17 protein-coding genes and 1 pseudogene are annotated in these 18,279 nt (G+C 48.5%); 14 read left to right on the top strand and 4 right to left on the bottom strand.

All coding sequences use genetic code 11. The annotated features are described in order from the left end of the window. Window positions 1–21 precede the first annotated feature (21 nt). Entirely contained in the window at window positions 22–2,616 is a 2,595-nt protein-coding gene (locus PSHG_RS15985) for a LuxR C-terminal-related transcriptional regulator (protein ID WP_052310073.1), read from the top strand. Here the strand turns inward: PSHG_RS15985 and PSHG_RS27850 are convergent. Beyond that, complete coding sequence (locus PSHG_RS27850; protein WP_010274613.1) at window positions 2,613–3,311, bottom strand: sensor histidine kinase; 699 nt, start codon at window positions 3,309–3,311, stop codon at window positions 2,613–2,615. The two genes, PSHG_RS15985 and PSHG_RS27850, sit on opposite strands and share 4 nt — an antisense overlap. Between PSHG_RS27850 and PSHG_RS15975 the strand changes: the two genes are divergently transcribed. Then, window positions 3,300–4,037, top strand: a complete 738-nt coding sequence (locus PSHG_RS15975) for a type 2 periplasmic-binding domain-containing protein (protein ID WP_148497751.1) — start codon at window positions 3,300–3,302, stop codon at window positions 4,035–4,037. The genes PSHG_RS27850 and PSHG_RS15975 overlap by 12 nt on opposite strands. A gap of 177 nt (window positions 4,038–4,214) precedes the next feature. After that, on the top strand, window positions 4,215–4,859 hold the full coding sequence (locus PSHG_RS15970; protein ID WP_010274609.1) for a bifunctional transcriptional activator/DNA repair enzyme AdaA: 645 nt from the start codon (window positions 4,215–4,217) through the stop codon (window positions 4,857–4,859). Window positions 4,860–5,039: 180 nt separating this feature from the next. Here the strand turns inward: PSHG_RS15970 and PSHG_RS15965 are convergent, their stop codons facing one another. Beyond that, window positions 5,040–5,660: a DNA-3-methyladenine glycosylase family protein gene (locus PSHG_RS15965; protein ID WP_010274607.1), complete on the bottom strand. Its 621-nt coding sequence runs from the start codon at window positions 5,658–5,660 to the stop codon at window positions 5,040–5,042. Between the two features lie 236 nt (window positions 5,661–5,896). Here PSHG_RS15965 and PSHG_RS15960 point away from each other — a divergent pair, with 236 nt between their 5' ends. Further along, entirely contained in the window at window positions 5,897–6,103 is a 207-nt protein-coding gene (locus PSHG_RS15960) for a hypothetical protein (RefSeq protein WP_010274606.1), read from the top strand. 315 nt (window positions 6,104–6,418) lie between these two features. On the opposite strand, the gene PSHG_RS15955 is transcribed toward PSHG_RS15960, so the two are convergent. After that, window positions 6,419–7,480, bottom strand: a complete 1,062-nt coding sequence (locus PSHG_RS15955) for a site-2 protease family protein (protein WP_010274604.1) — start codon at window positions 7,478–7,480, stop codon at window positions 6,419–6,421. A 32-nt stretch (window positions 7,481–7,512) separates the two neighbouring features. Then, window positions 7,513–7,734 (bottom strand): annotated as a pseudogene (locus tag PSHG_RS30025) (hypothetical protein); the annotation flags it as partial. 267 nt (window positions 7,735–8,001) lie between these two features. On the opposite strand from PSHG_RS30025, the gene PSHG_RS15945 reads away from it, so the two are divergent. The 10 genes from PSHG_RS15945 to PSHG_RS27845 all read left to right on the top strand — a co-directional run. Then, entirely contained in the window at window positions 8,002–8,814 is an 813-nt protein-coding gene (locus PSHG_RS15945; RefSeq protein ID WP_010274602.1) for an inositol monophosphatase family protein, read from the top strand. After that, window positions 8,801–9,244, top strand: a complete 444-nt coding sequence (locus tag PSHG_RS15940) for a hypothetical protein (RefSeq protein ID WP_010274601.1) — start codon at window positions 8,801–8,803, stop codon at window positions 9,242–9,244. The genes PSHG_RS15945 and PSHG_RS15940 overlap by 14 nt, the downstream gene beginning before the upstream one ends. A 36-nt stretch (window positions 9,245–9,280) precedes the next feature. Then, window positions 9,281–9,862 (top strand): DUF1572 family protein, encoded by a 582-nt coding sequence (locus PSHG_RS15935; RefSeq protein ID WP_010274599.1) that lies wholly within the window; start codon window positions 9,281–9,283, stop codon window positions 9,860–9,862. A 24-nt stretch (window positions 9,863–9,886) separates the two neighbouring features. Next, window positions 9,887–10,747: a type II pantothenate kinase gene (gene coaW, locus PSHG_RS15930; protein WP_010274597.1), complete on the top strand. Its 861-nt coding sequence runs from the start codon at window positions 9,887–9,889 to the stop codon at window positions 10,745–10,747. 626 nt (window positions 10,748–11,373) lie between these two features. Next, complete coding sequence (locus PSHG_RS15925; RefSeq protein ID WP_010274594.1) at window positions 11,374–13,416, top strand: endonuclease MutS2; 2,043 nt, start codon at window positions 11,374–11,376, stop codon at window positions 13,414–13,416. A 167-nt stretch (window positions 13,417–13,583) separates the two neighbouring features. Next, entirely contained in the window at window positions 13,584–14,309 is a 726-nt protein-coding gene (locus PSHG_RS15920) for an HAD family hydrolase (protein WP_010274591.1), read from the top strand. Between the two features lie 58 nt (window positions 14,310–14,367). Then, a complete protein-coding gene (locus PSHG_RS15915; RefSeq protein ID WP_010274589.1) occupies window positions 14,368–14,877 on the top strand; it encodes an RDD family protein in 510 nt (169 codons plus the stop codon). A gap of 26 nt (window positions 14,878–14,903) precedes the next feature. Further along, window positions 14,904–15,635 (top strand): hypothetical protein, encoded by a 732-nt coding sequence (locus PSHG_RS15910; RefSeq protein WP_148497750.1) that lies wholly within the window; start codon window positions 14,904–14,906, stop codon window positions 15,633–15,635. A gap of 367 nt (window positions 15,636–16,002) precedes the next feature. After that, the gene (gene rlmD, locus PSHG_RS15905; protein ID WP_235782075.1) at window positions 16,003–17,601 is read left to right on the top strand and encodes a 23S rRNA (uracil(1939)-C(5))-methyltransferase RlmD; all 1,599 of its coding nucleotides are present in this window, start codon (window positions 16,003–16,005) and stop codon (window positions 17,599–17,601) included. Window positions 17,602–17,873: 272 nt separating this feature from the next. Further along, the coding region (locus PSHG_RS27845) for a ParA family protein (protein ID WP_010274581.1) at window positions 17,874–18,279 on the top strand (406 nt) is incomplete at its 3' end.

Below are 18,279 nucleotides of genomic sequence, written 5' to 3'. Positions count from 1 at the left end.
TAGGAAGAAAGGGTTTAGATCATGATTGGTGTCAAAGGAGGAAATGACCCTGTGATGATTCTCGCTACCAAACTCCATATTCCCCGGTCGCGAACGGCACTAATTACACGCTGCCGCCTGGCCAATCGACTGGAAGAAGGATTGGATCATGCACTCACTTTGGTGACGGCGCCAGCTGGCTATGGCAAGACCACGCTGCTCAGCGAGTGGACAAAGACGGTGGAGCTTCCCGTCGCCTGGCTATCGCTGGATCAGGGAGATAATGACAGCAATCGATTCTGGACGCATGCGATTGCCGCACTGAAGCAAGCCTGCCCGGACTTTGATGACCAGCCCGTTCTTCGTTTCAGCAGTGGCGATGCTTCGGGGCTGTCATTTATCGCTGCCTTGATCAATGGATTGAACCGGCTGACGGCGCCAGTGGTGCTGATATGGGATGATTTTCACCTGATTGAAGAACGCATGATTGTAGAGGGAGTGTCGTATTTCCTTGAACATCTCCCGTCCCATATCCACCTGTACATTGCGAGCAGATCTATGCCGGAGCTTCCGCTGGCCAAAATGCGCACATGGGGCAGACTCAATCAGTTGGAAACAGAGGACTTGCGGTTTGCAGCCGAAGAGGCCGTCCAATTTTTCGCCAGCTACCAGGAACTGCAGTTATCGGCACAGGAGACAGCAGCTGTGATGGAGCGAACGGAAGGATGGGCGGCGGGGATGCGTCTGGCGGCTCTGCTGTTAAGCAAATCGGCGCAACGCGGTTCGAATATCCAGCGAATCTCCGGCCAGCAGCGGGATTATGCCGATTATTTTATGGAAGAAATCTTGTCGCAGCAGCCGAATCCGCTCCAGCAGTTTTTACTTCAAACCTCTATTCTGGAACGAATGAATAGTGAATTGTGTGCAGCCGTTACCGGGATGGCGAACAGCTCGCTGCTGCTGCAGGAGCTGGAGCAGGCGAACTTGTTTCTCCTGCCGCTGGATGAACAGCGGGAATGGTATCGCTATCATCATTTGTTCGGGCAGTTTCTCCGTGCCCAGATTCGGATGCGGTCTCCTGAGCAAGTCCATGCGCTGCATGCGGCAGCAGGACGCTGGCTTGAGGAGAACGGCTTTGCCTATGAAGCGATGGATCATTATTTGACTGGCTCGCTGTATGAAGATGCGCTTCGTCTGCTGAAGAAGCTTGCCCCACAGATGATGAGGGCTCATTGGAGCACCTTGCGCTCCTGGTTCGCTGCCATTCCAGATTCCTTGCTATTCGGCCAGCCGATGTTGTTTATGATGAAGATGGCCTCTTTTTTTCTATCCGGTGAATATGAAATGGCGAAGCGTACGCTCGCGTGGGTGAAGGAGAAAATAAGCGAAAACGCAGCCAGCCTCCCGCAGCAGACAGCAGGCATGATGCATGCCGGGATCAGCGTGCTCGAAGCCTTCAATGCGTTCTTTGCCAAAGATTTTGCTGCTTCGATTCGGTATTCCGAGAGGTATGTTCAAATGCATCCGGATGGCGATCTGTTCGTGGGCCTCGGCACGGATGAAGAGGGTTATCAGCCGGTATGGGATATTTATGCGGTAGCGGGCGGACTTAATGCGGCCGAACATGTATTGAACGAATATTTGCGGGTATGGTCAGGAACCAAGAATGTGTTCTTTGTCGCACATTTACATATGAATTATGCAAGACTGCTCTATGAGCGAAATCAGCTGCACGAAGCCGAACAGGAATTTCGCAAAGCGTTGGAGCTGGGCAAACAGCATCGGCATTTGAACCTGACGGTGATGTCATCGCTATGGACCGCGCGCATTTATTCGGCTGAAGGGCGATGGGATGAGGCGGATAGGATCATCAGGGCTCAGGCCGAGCAAGTCGACCGGGAACAATATCCGGTAATTACGGGCAGAATTCGCTGGTTCGCAGCGCTGCTCGAACGGATGCGAGCAGATGGCGGAGACGCGGCAGCGGCCTGGCTCGACCATTGCGGTCTGCGGTACGAGGATGAAATCCCGCTCTCGATGATGGATGAGTATGATTTGTTCGCATGTTTGCTGGCAGAGCGGGGCAGGACGGAGCAAGCGCTGCAGGTGATTGACCGATTGCTGGGCCTCGCGGAGCAGACAGGCCGCAGGCATGACAAGCTTCGTCTGCTCGTCCACCGAAGCATCATTCTGGACAAGCTGGAAGCAGAAGCGCTCAGTATGGATGCGTTGGATCAAGCGCTTAAGCTTTCGCAAGGGGAGGGGTACTTCCGCACCTTTGCCGATGAAGGCCGGCGATTGTCCGACCTGCTTGCCAAATACGTGCAGCTCCGGCAAAGCCGCTATCTGGGATCAAATAGCGGCATTTCCCTGGCCTACGTGAAGCGGCTGCTGGGCGCGATTACTCCTTATAATCACGGGTGGACGGATGCAGTTCAGGCCTATCGCAGTCTGACCGGCCAAGAGCTGAACGTAGTGAAATTAATGAGTGACGGATTATCGAACAAGGAAATTGCAGCCCGGCTGGGCATCGCGCCTTCAACGCTTAAAACACATATTAACAACTTGTACAGCAAGCTCCAGGTGAACAATCGCTTGCAGGCCATCCAGCGGGCGAAGCAAAGCAATCAGATCTAGCAGTATGCATAAGTTGACGGCACTGGCAAGGCATACCTCTGCAAAATTAATTCCGCTAAGCGCCTTGCCTTGAGGTGTACAATTACGCTCATTCGGTCAAGAAAGATACTTCGGAAAATGCAGGACAAACGAGGCCCCGCCCTGCGGCAGATTGCGGGCAGTAATATTCCCGCGGCATCGTTCGACGATAGCGCGGGAAATCGCCAGGCCGAGCCCGTTTCCCCGTCTTTGCCTTTGGCGAAGCGTTGAAACAGCAAAGGCAGCAGGTCGTCCGGAATACCATCTCCATCGTCCGCGATCTCGATGCGGATTCCATCCTCCCCTTCATAGGCGTGGAACCGGATCGTCTTCCGGGCATAGCGCGCGGCGTTGCTCACAATGTTGATCAGCGCCTGCAGCAGCTTTTCACGGTCAGCAAGTATATAAAGCTCAGCGTGCCGGACAGTTTCGTTAGCTTCTTCGCTCAGCTGCACCTGCAGTTCTTTCTTGACGAGCAGCGGATTGATTCGCTCCAGCGTTTGTGCAAGCAAATCCTGTACCGCCACTTTTTCCATTTGAAAAATGCCTTCTTCACTCTCCAGCTTCGCTAGCAAAATCATCTCCGTAACGATCTTCTTCAGGCGGCTGCATTCATCAACAATGGTGTCCAGGCCCTTGCTCGCAGCCTCCCCGGTAAAGACCCGATGCACAATCATACAGACAGTAAGATGCCGACAATTGCCAACATGCCGCCTGCGCAAATGCTTTATCAGTACATGAACACGAATTACAGGGAGCTTGTCAGAGACGGGAAAGCCAATTTCGATACCGATTCATTCCGGGATGTTCTTCAGCAAATCAAATCGTTGTATGATGAAGGGTTATTGACTGCGGACTACTCTATGGACCCGGAAGATGCGTCGTTATTTACATTAAACGGACTTAGCGAACCGGGCAGTGCGCTCCTGGATTTGCTGCAGCCGGGTAAGCAGTATATGCAAATGCCTTCCTTCGATGGGCAGCCCAGCGGTTTTGGCTACAGTACGATGCTTCTATTCGGCATCAGCAGCCAATCCGCAGTAAAGGAGGAAGCTTGGGAGTTTATCAAGTTTATGCTGTCTGAAGAGATGCAGAATTCTCCGGCATTGGGAGGATATCCGTTAAACAAAAATGCGCTCGAGCAGAAGCTGCAAGAAAGCCGACAAAAGATCGGACAGGGCGAGGTTCCCCTGCCGGCCGGGCAGCCAAGCGCGGAAGCGCTGGATGAGCATGTGCAAACCTTGAAAGATATACTAGGAAATATGGAGACGAAAATGCAAGCGGATTTGAAGGTGGTCTCGATTGCGATCGAAGAATTCAAAGCTTACATGAGCGGACAGAAGTCGGTAGAAGAGGTCAGCAAGCTGATCCAGAATCGGGTGAGTACTTATCTAAACGAGTGATTGAATAGGAAACTTATGAAGGTGCGCGTTGCCCGGACTTCATGGCGGCCGGGCAACGGACAGTATTGAAAAAGTGAGCTGCTTAGAGTGACAGATTTCGTTATCTTGCTCTTCAACTTCGGATTTTAGCCGCAAAGCTATTTTTTAGGATATACTGAATGCTAGAGGTGAGCAGCTATGCAAGCGGATTGGAAAATGAATTCGGACCGGCCCTCCCGTAATCTGTACGTCAAACAGCGGGCTCTTCCTGAAGCCGTGTCTGACGAGCAATGGAAAGCCATCGTAAGTAATGATGCTGCTTATGATGGAATCTTTTTTTATGCGGTTCAAACGACAGGGATTTTCTGCCGGCCTTCCTGCAAATCCAAATTGCCAAAAAGGGAAAATATCGGCTTTTTCCAGACCGCCGAGCAGGCGCTTGCCGCCAGCTTCCGTCCCTGCAAAAGGTGCAAGCCGACCGGACAACGGCTCCCGGATGAGGAGTGGATTGCCTGGGTATCAGAATATATAAATAACCATTACTACGAGGCCTTGAAGCTTGAGTCCCTTGCTCAGTACAGCCACGGTTCGCCTTATCATCTGCATCGTACCTTTAAAAGGATTAAAGGCGTAACCCCGCTCGATTACGTTCAGCATATCAGAATTAAACAAGCGAAGGAGTTATTGGAAAAGTCAGATCTGGCCGTCGCCGAAATTGGCGCCTCGGTCGGCTTGGCGAATCCCTCTTATTTTATCACTCTGTTTAAAAAGAAAACCGGGATAACACCGGAGCAGTACCGCAGGCAGCACAAGCAAACATTTGAAGGAGAAACCTTTAAATGAGTTCATAGCTAAATGATGATGTAGCAGAGGATATACTATTTACTGGTCGCTTTCTAGTGAAGGCTGGAAGCTGCATCTAGCCGGGGCTTTAAGGTTTTGTGCCGGCATGGACATGAAGAGCAAGCTGCTGCAACTGGAAGCAGCCTGACCTGACCTGCTCCATTCGCTCCTGCCAGCCAGCTAGTCATTATGTGAAAGAGCCCATAAGTAAATAGAAGCAACGGAGCCGTAAGGGGAATATCTGCTGCGGTATTTATCAAACTCGGCCTTGGTCAGGCTCGTAAGGTTGTAAAGCCTCATCATCCCTCTGCGTATAGCGATGTCTCCCCAGCTGACGACATCCGGGCGTTCCATGGAATGAAGGAGCAGCATTTCCGCTGTCCATTTGCCTATGCCATTCAGTGTAGAAAGCTGCTGGATGACCTCATCATCCGGCAATTCTTTAAGCTCTTCCAGGTCAAATTCCTTCTCTGCGACGAGCCTGGCGATGGACCTAATGCAAAGCGCTTTTTTCATCGTCATGCCGCAGCGCTGGATATCCTCGGCATCACACTTTGCCAAATTGTCAGGTGTGATGGCTCCAAGTCTTTCCTGCATCCGAGTCCAGATGGTCACGACTGCTTTGGCGGAAACTAGCTGACCCACTATAGCGTGGATAAGTGCAGTGAATAGATCGGGCATAACCTCCCGCTCGATTTTGCCAAGACGCTCTATCACTTGTCCAAGATCGGGATCGGCCTCTTTTAAATAGTCCATTTCTAAAGTCCCATATGTGAAAAACCTGGTTTTTTCTATACTCATATTATCATTTCCTCTCTAACGCGGCGGCTTAAGCCAGGCTTATTAATTGGAATGCGGTGAACTTTACTATACGTCAACATCTACGGGGAGCTTGGATTAAACCCCGTTAGCTGCTGCAATCAGGTCATTCGCTCCTTATGCTTTTTACTTTACCTCAAGCTGCGTTCGTTTGTCCGTAAAAACCGAATGAAACCGCAATATTTTGAAATCCATACAAAAAGAAAGGAAGTGCTGAGATGACCACATCCAAAGAAGCGCTGGCTCAAGCGTATAACCAAGATGCCAGGAGAAGGGCTAGTAAAGCTTTACCGGAATGGAAGCTGGAGGTTAGAAGGACATTCGCAAGCAGGCTGGGCGAGGAAAGTAAAAGCAAGCTGCTGGAGATCGGCTCTGGGCCTGGAGTGGATGGCGTTTATTTCCAGGGAAATGGATTTAACAGCTGAAGAAGCCGATCGTCTGCTCAAGCAGACAGGAGTGTATAGCCCCTACTTTGAAGGGGTGCAGCTCCGCTGTTTTCTCGATGACCCCTGTTTTTGCTGCATTAAGGACCATGGCGAGCGTTAGAATTTCGAGCCGAAGGCGAACGGAGCCGCGAGCGTTAAAATTTTGGCTATACTAAAGTTTATTGTTAATATACAGAATAAAAAATTACAACTTCCATTTTTCGGGATTTCTATTAGAATAACGTCTTCTTCAACTAACGCACCCGTTACTTTATGTACAATGATTCACTTTCTTAATGAACCTCTTCTTTTTTATCATTCGTAAATATTTTTTCTTATTTTTTCTTCAACAAGGTTAGTTAATGTTTTCTCAGCTCTAAAAAATCCATATAACGCTTCATTTTCTTCCGTGATGTCTTTCACTTTTTGTAGATATTTTAAAGCAGCTTCTCTATCATTTTCAAGATGAGCAATTATTGACCTTCCTCTATAAAAAGATATGGGTTCAATACTAGTTAGCAGAGATTGACAACGTTCAATTTGTTCAACTTGAACATCATCTTGAAGAAAACGGGATAGCTGCTGCATATGAATGAGGAAAGCTAATTCAACTTTATTGTTCTTTGTAACAGGTATTTTACTATATTCCGTCATCGCTTTAATGGCAGACTGAAATCCATGTTTTTCAATTTCATAATAGTATACTAACATCGCATGCTGTAAATGTTCGAGACTAGCTGTCTTTTCTTTTGCTATTTTAATACATTCATTATCCCATTCTGTTGGTATTCTTCTACTGAGTAACTCCTTACCTACAAGCAGGTCTTCTATAAGGGCTGTAGAATCCTTATTATTTTTCAACAAAGTAAGCAAAACATAGCCGTCAGTTCTACTAGATTTACTTGGCAGGATTGTCGCAAGAAAAATAACACCGTTGATTATTGCGAAATACATTAGAAACATATAAGAAAAATGTTCATATAAAACATAGCTAATTATTCCTAATAATAAAGAAAGAAAAGGACCACCAGCTACAAACAATGGCCATTTTTTAGTAATTGTTTCTTTATTTATTTGAATAGTTGGTGTCATCATAGTAACGCCACCCCAAAATAGCCAATTTTTATTTTCTTTCAATCGGATGCCATGTGTACTTTTCTCGAATTGAAATGGTCCTACAATATAAAAAACAAATTCAAATCCACTTAATTTCCCGAAAATAATATGTCCAAGTTCATGTAATGCAATGGCTAGCCACATCGCTAATACAAGACTCAAAACCATTGTAGTCGTATCATATGTATCCTCAAAATACAATCCTATCAAAATTAAAATAAGTCCAAATAATGATGTCCATTTAGGTGTTAAATAAGTCATTATTTCTCTCCCCCTATATATTATTGTTTATATCATTCATTATCTTTGAGGCTATGAATAAAATTCTGTACTAAATTCCCTTCAATAATCAAGTCATTCATTGTTACTTCATTTCTTTGGTGACGGATACTTTCCAAGACCTGAAGCCAAGTAAGGTAATTGTTTAAATACTTGGTCGCTACACCATTAAATCGTTGCATTCAACCTTTTAGTCTTCTATGATAATTATTCACGTTCTGGATGTGATAAAGCCCGGGATTTCAATTTGCTTACAGGAAGAGGCTTTAAGAGAATTTGTCGAATCTATGTTGTCGAATGTGGAAAATGCTTGAACTTTTTGTCAGCCAACAGCTAAAATAAAGCGGACAGAATCCGAATCCGTGGCTTTAGTACTTTAGGTACTTAGAGAGAATATCGAGAGTGCTGCGAGTGTTAAAAGCTGCCGACAATGTACCCGAACTACCTTAACCGCCTAAGCTGATAAAAACAGCGATCTATTGGATAAAGGAGACGAACTTTCCATGCAGATTATTCTCGAGTCAGCCAAAGAAATGGCCATTCAAGCATGCAAGGAGGCCGGCAAGCTGGCCAAGGACTATTTTTTCAGGGAGAAAGAAATTACGGAAAAAGACGAGCACGGGGATTTGGTTACTTTGGTCGATCATTTGGCTAACGAGATTATTTTGCATAAGATTCAAACGAAGTTTCCCGATCATCAGATCCGTAGTGAAGAGACCGGTTGGTCCGGGAACGAGGGAGAATGGCTGTGGCTGGTTGACCCTTTGGATGGCACGAACAATTACGCGGCTGGACTTCCGGTATATGGTGTTTCATTGACTTTGATCCATAATCAAATTCCGGTGCTGGGCGTTATCTATGAGTCGCATCTGGAAAAGCTGTATGTGGCGGAAAAAGGAAAAGGGGTCACCTGCGATGGGGAACCGCTGCAAATACCGGAAAGCTCTAAAACAGCCTTGCGAAAAATGAACGCAGGCTGGATTCAAGGCCACCAGATACAGAAAGAGCGGAAAGCGATGGCGTTAAAATGGCGGCTGGATGAGCAATGCCGCAGGGTTTTTAGGCTGTGGGCGCCTTCTATTCAATGGTGTATGCTGGCGCGGGGAGATTTGGATGGCATCGTCCTGTATAACTCTGAAGGGGATGACTTGTACGCCGGTTTGTTGGTTGCCAGAGAAGCGGGAGCGGTGATTATGGATTTCGATGGAAATGAGTTTCATGGCATGAGCAGCGAGCCTTATATCATCGCTTGTGCACCGGAGCACCGGCAGCAATGGCTCGAGCTTGTACAGCAGGTTATGCGTGAGGAAGGGTAGAGCGTTACTGCCTTTAGGTTTATTGTTGCTCGGCATGATTCTGATCATTACCGGTGGCTGCGGCGGCAAACAGCTGCAACCCGCAGAAGAAATTATAAACGTTTTAGAAAACCATAACGTTGCACTTATACATCAGGAAAACTGCGATTATCTTGAACTAAATAACAGGAAGCCTTCGTGTTTTCAGTATTTGGATGGTCAAATTGTACTTTATACTTTTAAAAATAAAAATCAGGTACAAAAGGCGCTCAAAGAATTCGATAGCATAAAGGAACAATACAATAGAGTCATTCCTCAAATATTCAGTAGTGAAGAAATTTTGTTCATGTATTATACTTCGGAGGAAAGAACAGATCCATATGTGGATAGAAATGAAGCTTTAATCGAAGTAGAACAATCGTTACAAGCTTCAAGAACGGCTGTGAATTAGTTATAAAAATCAGCAGACCTGGAGGGTGCGAAGCCTATGGATGTTAACAAGGTATATCTGGAAAGCGTCAACAAGCAGTTCCTGTACTATAAAAAGCTGGCGGAAAAAGCGGTGGAGCAGCTCGAGCCAGAGCAGCTGTCCAGCACCATTACCGGCCATGATGAGATTAACAGCATCGCTACGGTTATGAAGCATATGAGCGGCAACATGCTGTCGAGATGGACGGATTTTTTTACATCGGATGGGGAAAAGCCGTGGCGGGACCGTGACGCCGAATTTGTAAATGAAACCGCTGACAGGGATGAGCTGCTGGCCCAATGGGAAGAGGCCTGGGCACGCCTGTTTCAGGTGCTGGATTCGCTTAAGCCGGAGCAGCTGCTCGATATTGTCTACATCCGCAATGAAGGCCATACGGTAATGGAAGCGATCAACCGCCAGCTGGCCCATTACCCGTACCACGTAGGGCAAATCGTCTACGCCGCCAAGCTTTTGAAGCAGGGGAGCTGGGACAGCCTATCGATTCCGAAGAACAGCTCGAAGCAGTATAATGAAAATAAATTTATTCAGGAAAAAACGGTCAAACATTTTACAGATGATGAGCTAAAGAGGTTGAAATAAATTGAAAATAGAGGTTGAATTAATTTGAATATAAATGAAGCAGAAATAGTCGGAATCGATGCCGGAGGCACGCTGATTAAGGTGGTCAGCAGGGAAAAAGGGGATGGCGGGGCTTTGGCGTATCGCAAATTCCATTCCAGTGATTTGCCTGGAGCCGCAGCATGGATCCGTTCCCGCTACAGCCAGGCCAAGCTATGCATTACGGGAGGCAAAGCCGCATTGATGGAGGCATTGCTGAACGGCTGTTCAGGCTATTCGGTATCCACCATTGTTGAATTCGAAGCGACTTATCGGGGAGTCCGGTATATTCTAAACGAGGGAGGTCAGCCTTTAGACAACTTTGTGCTCACTAATGTTGGAACCGGTACCTCTATACACCATGTCCAGGAATCCGGTCAAGTCCGGATCGGGGGTACAGGTGTCGGCGGGGGGACGATGCTTGGTCTTGCCGCCTTGCTGACTGGAGTAACGGATTATGAACAAATGGTCCGTTTAGCCGAGGAAGGTCAACGGGACCATGTTGATCTTAAGGTCAAGCATATTTATGAAGGGGCGGAGCCGCCTATTCCCGGGAATTTGACGGCGAGTAATTTCGGGCATGTTCGCGGGAGGGGCGCATCCTTTTTTGAAAAAGCCGACCTCCTGGCATCAGCGATAGGACTGGTAGGAGAAACGGTCGCCACTACAAGCGTTCTTGCGGCAGGTCAATGCGGGGTTGCCAATGTTGTTTATATTGGATCGTCCTTTGTCGACAATGAGCCTTTGCGTAAAGCGGTCGAAGGCTACACGATTCTTCGCGGCGCGTCTCCTGTGTTTTTGTCTAATGGAGAATTTAGCGGGGCGATCGGGGCGCTGCTGGATATTATGCCGGAGGTTAAGCGTTGAACTGAACCGGGCTGGAATTGTCCTAACATGTTTAATGATGCCGTGATCTGTGCCGTTATTGAGCAAGCTTTTGGCTTGCGGGTGTGGTTTGGGAAGCGGCAGCGCGGACGACTCCAAGCCCCTTGACTTTCTTGCCGGCTATCAGTTATTGTAAGCGTATCTTTCGTTTAAGGGAGAGACTTTGATGACCGTGAGTGTTCTTAACTAATCATTAATTCCATATTGAGGAATCTCGTTCGGACAGTGCCATTTGCTGATTTTAGCAAGGCTTGATTTGCTGTGTCCTAACGGCCGGACTCCTCGGAATTTAGTTAAGAACAACGGATATAATTTCTTGCCTTAGGTGATTTCTATCTCGACATTTTGCATTGCAAAATGTTCATCTATGTGCCCTTGATCCGTGCTGTGTTCAGCGCGGTTTTTTTGTTGGGCCTAATTTGAAATCACCACTTAAGGGCGGAGAATGACGTTTGTTCATTCTTCGTCCTTTTTTTGTTTTTCGAAAGAAAAACAAGGCTCGGACATTTACAGCGATCGGAGGCCCCCTCTTCCCGCAGCACTCACTCTCAAGCACTGTTTTGGAGCCAATCATATTTTCCAAACTAATAAACAAGGAGAATCAAAAAATGAATGAAATCGCACTGCAACGCCTGGAATACGATCAAATTAAACAAAAGCTTATGGAGTATGCCGTCTCCTACAAAGGAAAGCAGCAGATTGAAGAGCTGCAGCCAATGCTAGCAGCCAAGCTGATCCGCGGCAAGCTGGATGAAACCGAAGAAGCCCGTGCCCTGCTCGAGCTGGGCGCAAGCGTACCGATCCCTTCCCTGGACGGGATTCAACCATTTATGGATTTACTGCAGACCGGATATGTGTTCAGCGAAAGCGACTTTTCGCACCTGTATCAATTTTTAAGGAGCTGCCATCAGTTAATGAGGTATATGGAGGCGAAGGAAGTGGCAGCGCCCCGCATTGGTTCGTACGCGGCTTCGATGTATACGATGGATTCGCTAAGGAACGAGATCGAACGAAGCATTCGCAATGGCCGGGTAGCCGATACCGCAAGCAAAGAACTCATGAAAGTGCGTAAAAAAATGACGGTAGTGGAAGAGCGCTTAAAGAGCCGACTCGATTCCTTGCTGGGCAAGCACCGCACGATCCTGCAGGAAAATGTCATCAGCATGCGAGGCGGCCGCTATGTGCTGCCCGTTAAGAAAGAGCATCGCAAGCTGTTAAAAGGGACCGTGCTGGACGAATCTGCAAGCGGGCAAACGGTGTATATGGAGCCGGCGGAAATTATGAATCTGCAGTATGAGCTGTCCGGATTGAAAGCAGAGGAGGCTCGTGAGGAGCTGAAGGTACTGACCGAGCTAAGCACCTTGGCCGCTGCCTATACCCATGAGCTTAAGGTCAATGTAGAGACCGTAGGCCTTTACGATTTCCTGTTCGCCAAAGCCAAATATGCGCTCGCTATCGGGGGAGCGAACGTCGAGTTAAACGAAGAGGGCAGAGTGGAACTGAGGGAAGCGCGCCATCCTTTAGTAGGCCGCTCGATGATTCCTTTGAATTTTTCCATTGGAGACGGGTACAGCTCCTTGATTATTACGGGACCGAATACGGGCGGAAAAACGCTGGCGCTCAAAACCGTCGGACTATTAACCGTCATGGTCCAATCCGGGCTGCTGGTTCCGGTAGGGGAGGGAAGCCGGTTTGCGGTATTTACGAATCTTGCCGTAGATATTGGCGACGGGCAAAGCATTGAGCATGCGCTCAGTACATTCTCCGCCCATATCCGCAATGTCATCGATATTTTGCAAATGGCGGATCGTTCCACCCTTGTATTAATTGATGAGATGGCCTCAGGCACAGACCCGGGTGAAGGCGTCGGTCTTTCAATCGCCATTCTGGAAGAGCTGCATCGAAGAAGTGCCACTGTCGTGGCTACGACTCATTTTACCGAGATTAAAAATTTTGCAGCTGCAGCTCCAGGCTTTGAAAATGCCCGGATGGAATTTGACGCCGATACCATGCGCCCTCTGTACCGGCTGACGATAGGGCAAGCAGGGCAGAGCTACGCTTTATTGATCGCGCTCAAGCTTGGTATTCCGCCGGAGATCGTGAAGCGTTCCCGCGAGATCACGGGGAGCGGGTATGCTGCCGCTCTTCCTGGAGAGGGAGAGACTCAAGAAAATGCAGATTGCAGAGAAGGAAGCGACAGCTCAGAAGGAGAAAAGAATAGACAGAAACCTCAAGACGAGAATGAAGAGGCTCCCAGAGCTATTGAAAATCTAGCAGCTTCTGCAACGTCTGGAAAAACAGGATCATCCGGACCTTCTGAAACATCTGGAACAACGCCTGCTTCTTCAGCGCTTGCGCTACCCCCAAGAAAGCTCCAGCTAGGTGATCGGGTCTATATCCCTTATTTGGGGCGTGGCGGCATTGTATATGAAACCGAGGATGCCAAGGGCAGTGTAGGGGTCATGATTCAGGGGCAAAAAATGAAAATCAACAAGAAGCGGGTAACACTGCAAATCGAAAGCCAGGAGCTGTATCCTGATGATTATGATATGGACATTGTGTTTGAAACGAAGGAAAACCGTAAGAAACGGAACTTAATGAAGCGAAAGCATGTCGAAGGCTTGACGATTGAAAAGAGGCCGGATGAATAGGAACGATGGAGGACGGCCATAAAAGGAGCAGCCATAAGGAGAAGCTCTAGACATATTAAGAAAAGCAGTGTCTGCAAACAAGTGCATAACTAAGCGAAGGGAAGAGGGATTCTGGAGAAACGATCGGAAGAACCCTCTGTCCCACAGAGAACGAGGTGTCCCCTTCAATGGACAGAACGAAAATGATTTTCTGGGATTTTGACGGAACGCTTGGCTATCGGAAAAATGGAATGTGGGGAGCCTCCATGCTGGAGGCTCTGAAGCAGTATGACCCCGGCACTGCTCTGACCGCTCCCAGCTTCAGAAACTTTTTACTAACCGGGTTCCCTTGGCATCATCCTGAGCAGGCCTATCTTCCTGTACGGTCAGCGGACGAGTGGTGGACTCCTATTTTGCATAAGTTTTCCGCGGGGTTTAGCCATTATGGGATTCCGCAGGCAGATGCGGAGCAGCTTGCCATGAAGACGAGGAGTATTTTTCTCGATCTGCAGCAGTGGACCTTGTTTGAGGATACGAAAGAGACCTTGCAGGAAATGAAGGAACGGGGCTGGAAGCAGGGCATTCTCTCTAACCATGTTCCTGAATTAAAGGAGATAGTCAAATCTCTTGGAATCCTGGATTATTTCGACTGCTTTATTAACTCGGCCCTGGTTGGTTATGAGAAACCGAATGCGGAGATTTTCAAAGCGGCAAGTAAGCAGGCTGGAGACCCGGAGCAAATTTGGATGGTTGGAGATAATCCGGAGGCAGATATCCGGGGTGCGGAGAGCGTGGGGTGGAACGCTATTTTGATAAGAAATCAGGATCATATGGATGTTCGGTTCAGCTGTCCTACACTGACGGAAGTTATCGAGATTGTAGAAAGTCATCAAGGGAAGCCGGATTGTGCTTAGCGACCACTAGTATTTTGTCCAAAATGATGCTGGTTTGGTAAAGCGGAAAGGAGAACGCATGCAGCTTGCTTTTAGAAGATTGGCGGCTTACTGGCTGGATTTTGTTCTGCTCGCTGCCGTATTGATTGGCGGTCAGTTTCTGTTATATGTTGTCACGTCCGGATTTCCATTTGACCGATTGGAGAAAGGCTATCAAATCGAGCTTTGGGTATTGGCTGCGATGTCTTTGCCAACCTGGCTGTATTTTATAGGATGCGAAAAGTACCGCGGCCAAACATTAGGCAAACGGCTGCTCAAGCTGAAAGTATCCAGTCTCCCGGCAGGGGGAGCGATTACGTGGGGGCAGGCGGTAAAAAGAACCTTCGTTAAACTGCTGCCGTGGGAGCTGACCCATCTCATTATTTTGGTGCCCGACCCATGGTGGAGTGTAGAAGAGCCTGCCAATCAAGCGCTGATCTATATTCCGAACCTGTTAATGGTCGTGTACATCGGTTTCTTGTTTATAACCAAGGGAATGAAAGGGCTGCAGGATGTTTGGGCAAAGACACGGGTTGAGATTGAAAAATAAAACTAACCCTACAAGGTCGTGATGGGATGAACAAGCAGTCGTTACGTTCACTATTGTTAATAGTATCTATCGTTCTTTTCCTTATCGTTGGGATTCAGACTGTTACAGCATTGACACATAATCACAACCTGACCCGAAATTTCGTGCATGACCCAGAAACTTACGACTACAAGAATGCCATGATGGATGGCCGTATAAATGTTGGGGAAGTGGAAAGGCTTTTTCCGACAGCAGAAGCGCCGCTTGGATATGATCTGAATAATGTTATCCGTACGCCTGTAAAGATTCGTTACTACGATGCCATTGGGGACCAATCCCCTGCTTATGTGATTGAAGAGGGAGAACCTGTTCATGTAAAAAAAGACCGGAATACTCTTTCGGTAAAAGTCGGTTACGGGTTGGACAGTGTGCCGGCAGACGCTGCGGGCTGGAGAATGGCCTATCCGTTTTCTGCGGATAGCGGCACATCCAATGAACTTCTGTATGTGAGATCAGAGGATTTACTCAAAATTGCACGATCATGGGTGAACGCCAACGAATTCATTGTACAGCGAGGGAAGCAACTGGGGCTGTCGAAGAATAATACGATTCAAAGATTGACTTTGCAAGTCGATCATCAGTTATACGATAGCGGCGTTTATTTGTCTCCTGATTTGTATGCCTCTGTTTTTCCAGCATCTTCAGTCATCCTGCTGGCGCTTGCCATTTTTTCTGGCGGTGCCAGTCTGTTTCTACATAGATACCAAGGGAAGGTGTGAGGTTTCCTGAGCCAATATGGTATAGTGGAGGCATGTACAGGAAACGGAGAGAACCCGAATGACCCAATCCAAATCAGATTACAATTCTAAGAAATCAAGACAAGATTCTAATAGATCAGGCCAAGAACGTAAAAAATCACGGAAAGAGTATACGTCCAGCCAAAACCATCCTGGAAAATCTAAGAGCGATCAGGCAGAAAAGCGTTCAGCACAGCCTACAGGGAAACCCACAGGAAAATTTGCTGGAAAACCTGAGAGAAAATACGCAGGAGAATCTACCGGTAAACCCGCAGGGAACCGTATGGAAAAACCTGCAGGAAACCGTAAAGGCAAAACTGACGGCAAATCTTCTGGAGATTTTACTGGGATGACTTCTAGTAAACCAACCACAGATGCCCGAGGAAGCTCCTACAGAAAACCGACAGGAAACTCGTCTGAAAAAGCTTCAATCCGATCAAAGTTTAATCCTGCAGAGAAAACCGGGGATCGCTACGCAAAAAAACGGGCGGGCAAATCGGATCGCTCAAATCCGGGGAAAAAGACTCGCCCTTCTACGGTTACGGCGGAGTCGCGGTCTTCGAAGCCATCCACGGCTACGGCGGAAGATGTCAAGGTTGGCGACAAGGTCGTGCTGACTGTCAAGCGGATAGGCATCAACGGAGAAGGAGTCGCTTATTACAAGCGCAAGGCGGCATTCCTCGATAATGCCCTGCCGGGTGAGGTCGTCAAGGCGACGATTAGCGAGGTTCAACCGGGATTTTTACGTGCGGAAATCAACGAATGGGAAAAGAAATCGCCTGACCGCCAGGAGCCGCCATGCCCTGTGTATGAGCGGTGCGGCGGCTGTCAGCTTCAGCATATGACTTATGCCGCCCAGCTTCAGGCCAAAGAAGAGCTGCTGCGCGAAGCCTTTCGGCGTTACGCTAAAATCGAAGACCTGCCGCTGCGCCCGATTGCTGGTATGGAGGAGCCTTGGAACTACCGCAATAAGGCCCAATTGCCAGTAGGCTGGGAAGGCGGCCGGATGATCGCAGGTCTGTACGAAGCCGATTCCCATAAGCTGGTGAACATCAGCGGCTGTCCGATTCAGCATCCGGTGGTGAATGAGGTGATGGATCAAGCGGTCAGGCTGCTGACTGAGCTTGGCATTCCACCCTATGAGGAAAGGAAGCGCAGGGGCGTAATCAAAACAATCGTCGCCCGGGTCGGCCAAGCCTCGCAGCAGGTACAGCTGACGTTCATCACCGCAGGCCAGGAGCTGCCGCATCGCGAGAAGCTTATCGAGCGAATCCGTGAGACGCTGCCTGCCGTGGTTTCGATTGCGCAAAATGTGAACGATAGTGCGACTCCTGCTGTTTTTGGCTCGGACACCCAAATTCTGTGGGGGGAAGAGCAGTTGGAGGAGACGTTAGGCGACGTCCACTTCTCGCTGTCTCCGCGCGCGTTCTTCCAGCTTAACCCGTCGCAGACGGTGAAGCTGTACGATTACGTGAAGGAGGCTGCCAGCTTGAAGGGGACGGAGCTCGTCGTCGACGCCTATTGCGGAACGGGCACAATCGGCCTGTGGCTGGCACCGGATGCCCGCGAAGTGCGGGGCATTGAGGTTGTTGCCGAGGCGGTGCAGGATGCCCGTGACAATGCGCGTTCGAGCGGGGTCGAGAACGCGGAGTTTTACGAGGGCAGGGCGGAGAAGTTGCTGCCCGAGTGGGTGAAGCGCGGGATTCGACCCGACGTCCTCGTCGTCGATCCGCCGCGCACCGGCTGCGAGCGCCCGCTGCTGGAAGCGATCGCGCAGGCCCGGCCGGCACGACTCGTCTACGTGTCGTGCAACCCGTCCACCCTGGCGAAGGATTGCCAGGTGCTGCTGGGCCGGGGCTACCGCATCGAGTGGGCGCAGCCGGTGGACATGTTTCCACAGACGGCGCATGTGGAGTGCGTAATAGGAATATGTCGAGACGATACGTAGAAGTACTGAATTATCAGTATTCTGCAAAGTATGCTTCGTTTACGACTAATGGAAAGGACTACAGGAATAAGGTGTTAAACGATAAAATCGAGGTTTCTATTGTTATCGACTTGGAATGGATAGATACACCTAGTGATTTTTAATTGAAAACAAGAATATCCAAGAGAGCGTCCTTATCGGGCGTTCTCTTTTTATATAGATATTTCTTCAAAGAGCCAGTTGTCCTGAATCTCTCAGGCAGCCGGCTTTTTGCATGAAAGGAGGAACAGCGAATGACGAAGGTGATTGCTCTTGCCAATCAGAAAGGCGGTGTCGGCAAAACGACTACGGCTGTTAATTTGGGTATTGGCTTGGCGACTGAAGGTAAAAAGGTTCTTCTAGTGGATGCGGATGCACAAGGCAATTTGACAGATGCGTTGGGTTACCGCGAACCGGATAATTTGTCAATTTCTTTGGCTACACTGCTCGTTAAAAATATGTTGGAAGAATCGTATCCGCCCCAAAAAGGCATTTTGCACCATCCCGAAGGGATTGACCTAATGCCCGGTAACATCGAATTGTCTGCTGTTGAAGTCTCGCTTGTCAATACAATGAGCAGGGAAACGATCTTGCGCTCCTATATAGACAAGGTGAAAAAGGACTATGATTATGTCCTTATTGACTGTATGGCGTGCCCAG

Origin of the sequence: Paenibacillus senegalensis JC66 (assembly GCF_000285515.1) — a bacterium.
Classification (GTDB): Bacteria; Bacillota; Bacilli; order Paenibacillales; family NBRC-103111; genus Paenibacillus_L; species Paenibacillus_L senegalensis.
Note: the sequence above shows the minus strand (reverse complement) of the source record. Positions and strands in the feature narration are given on the sequence as shown.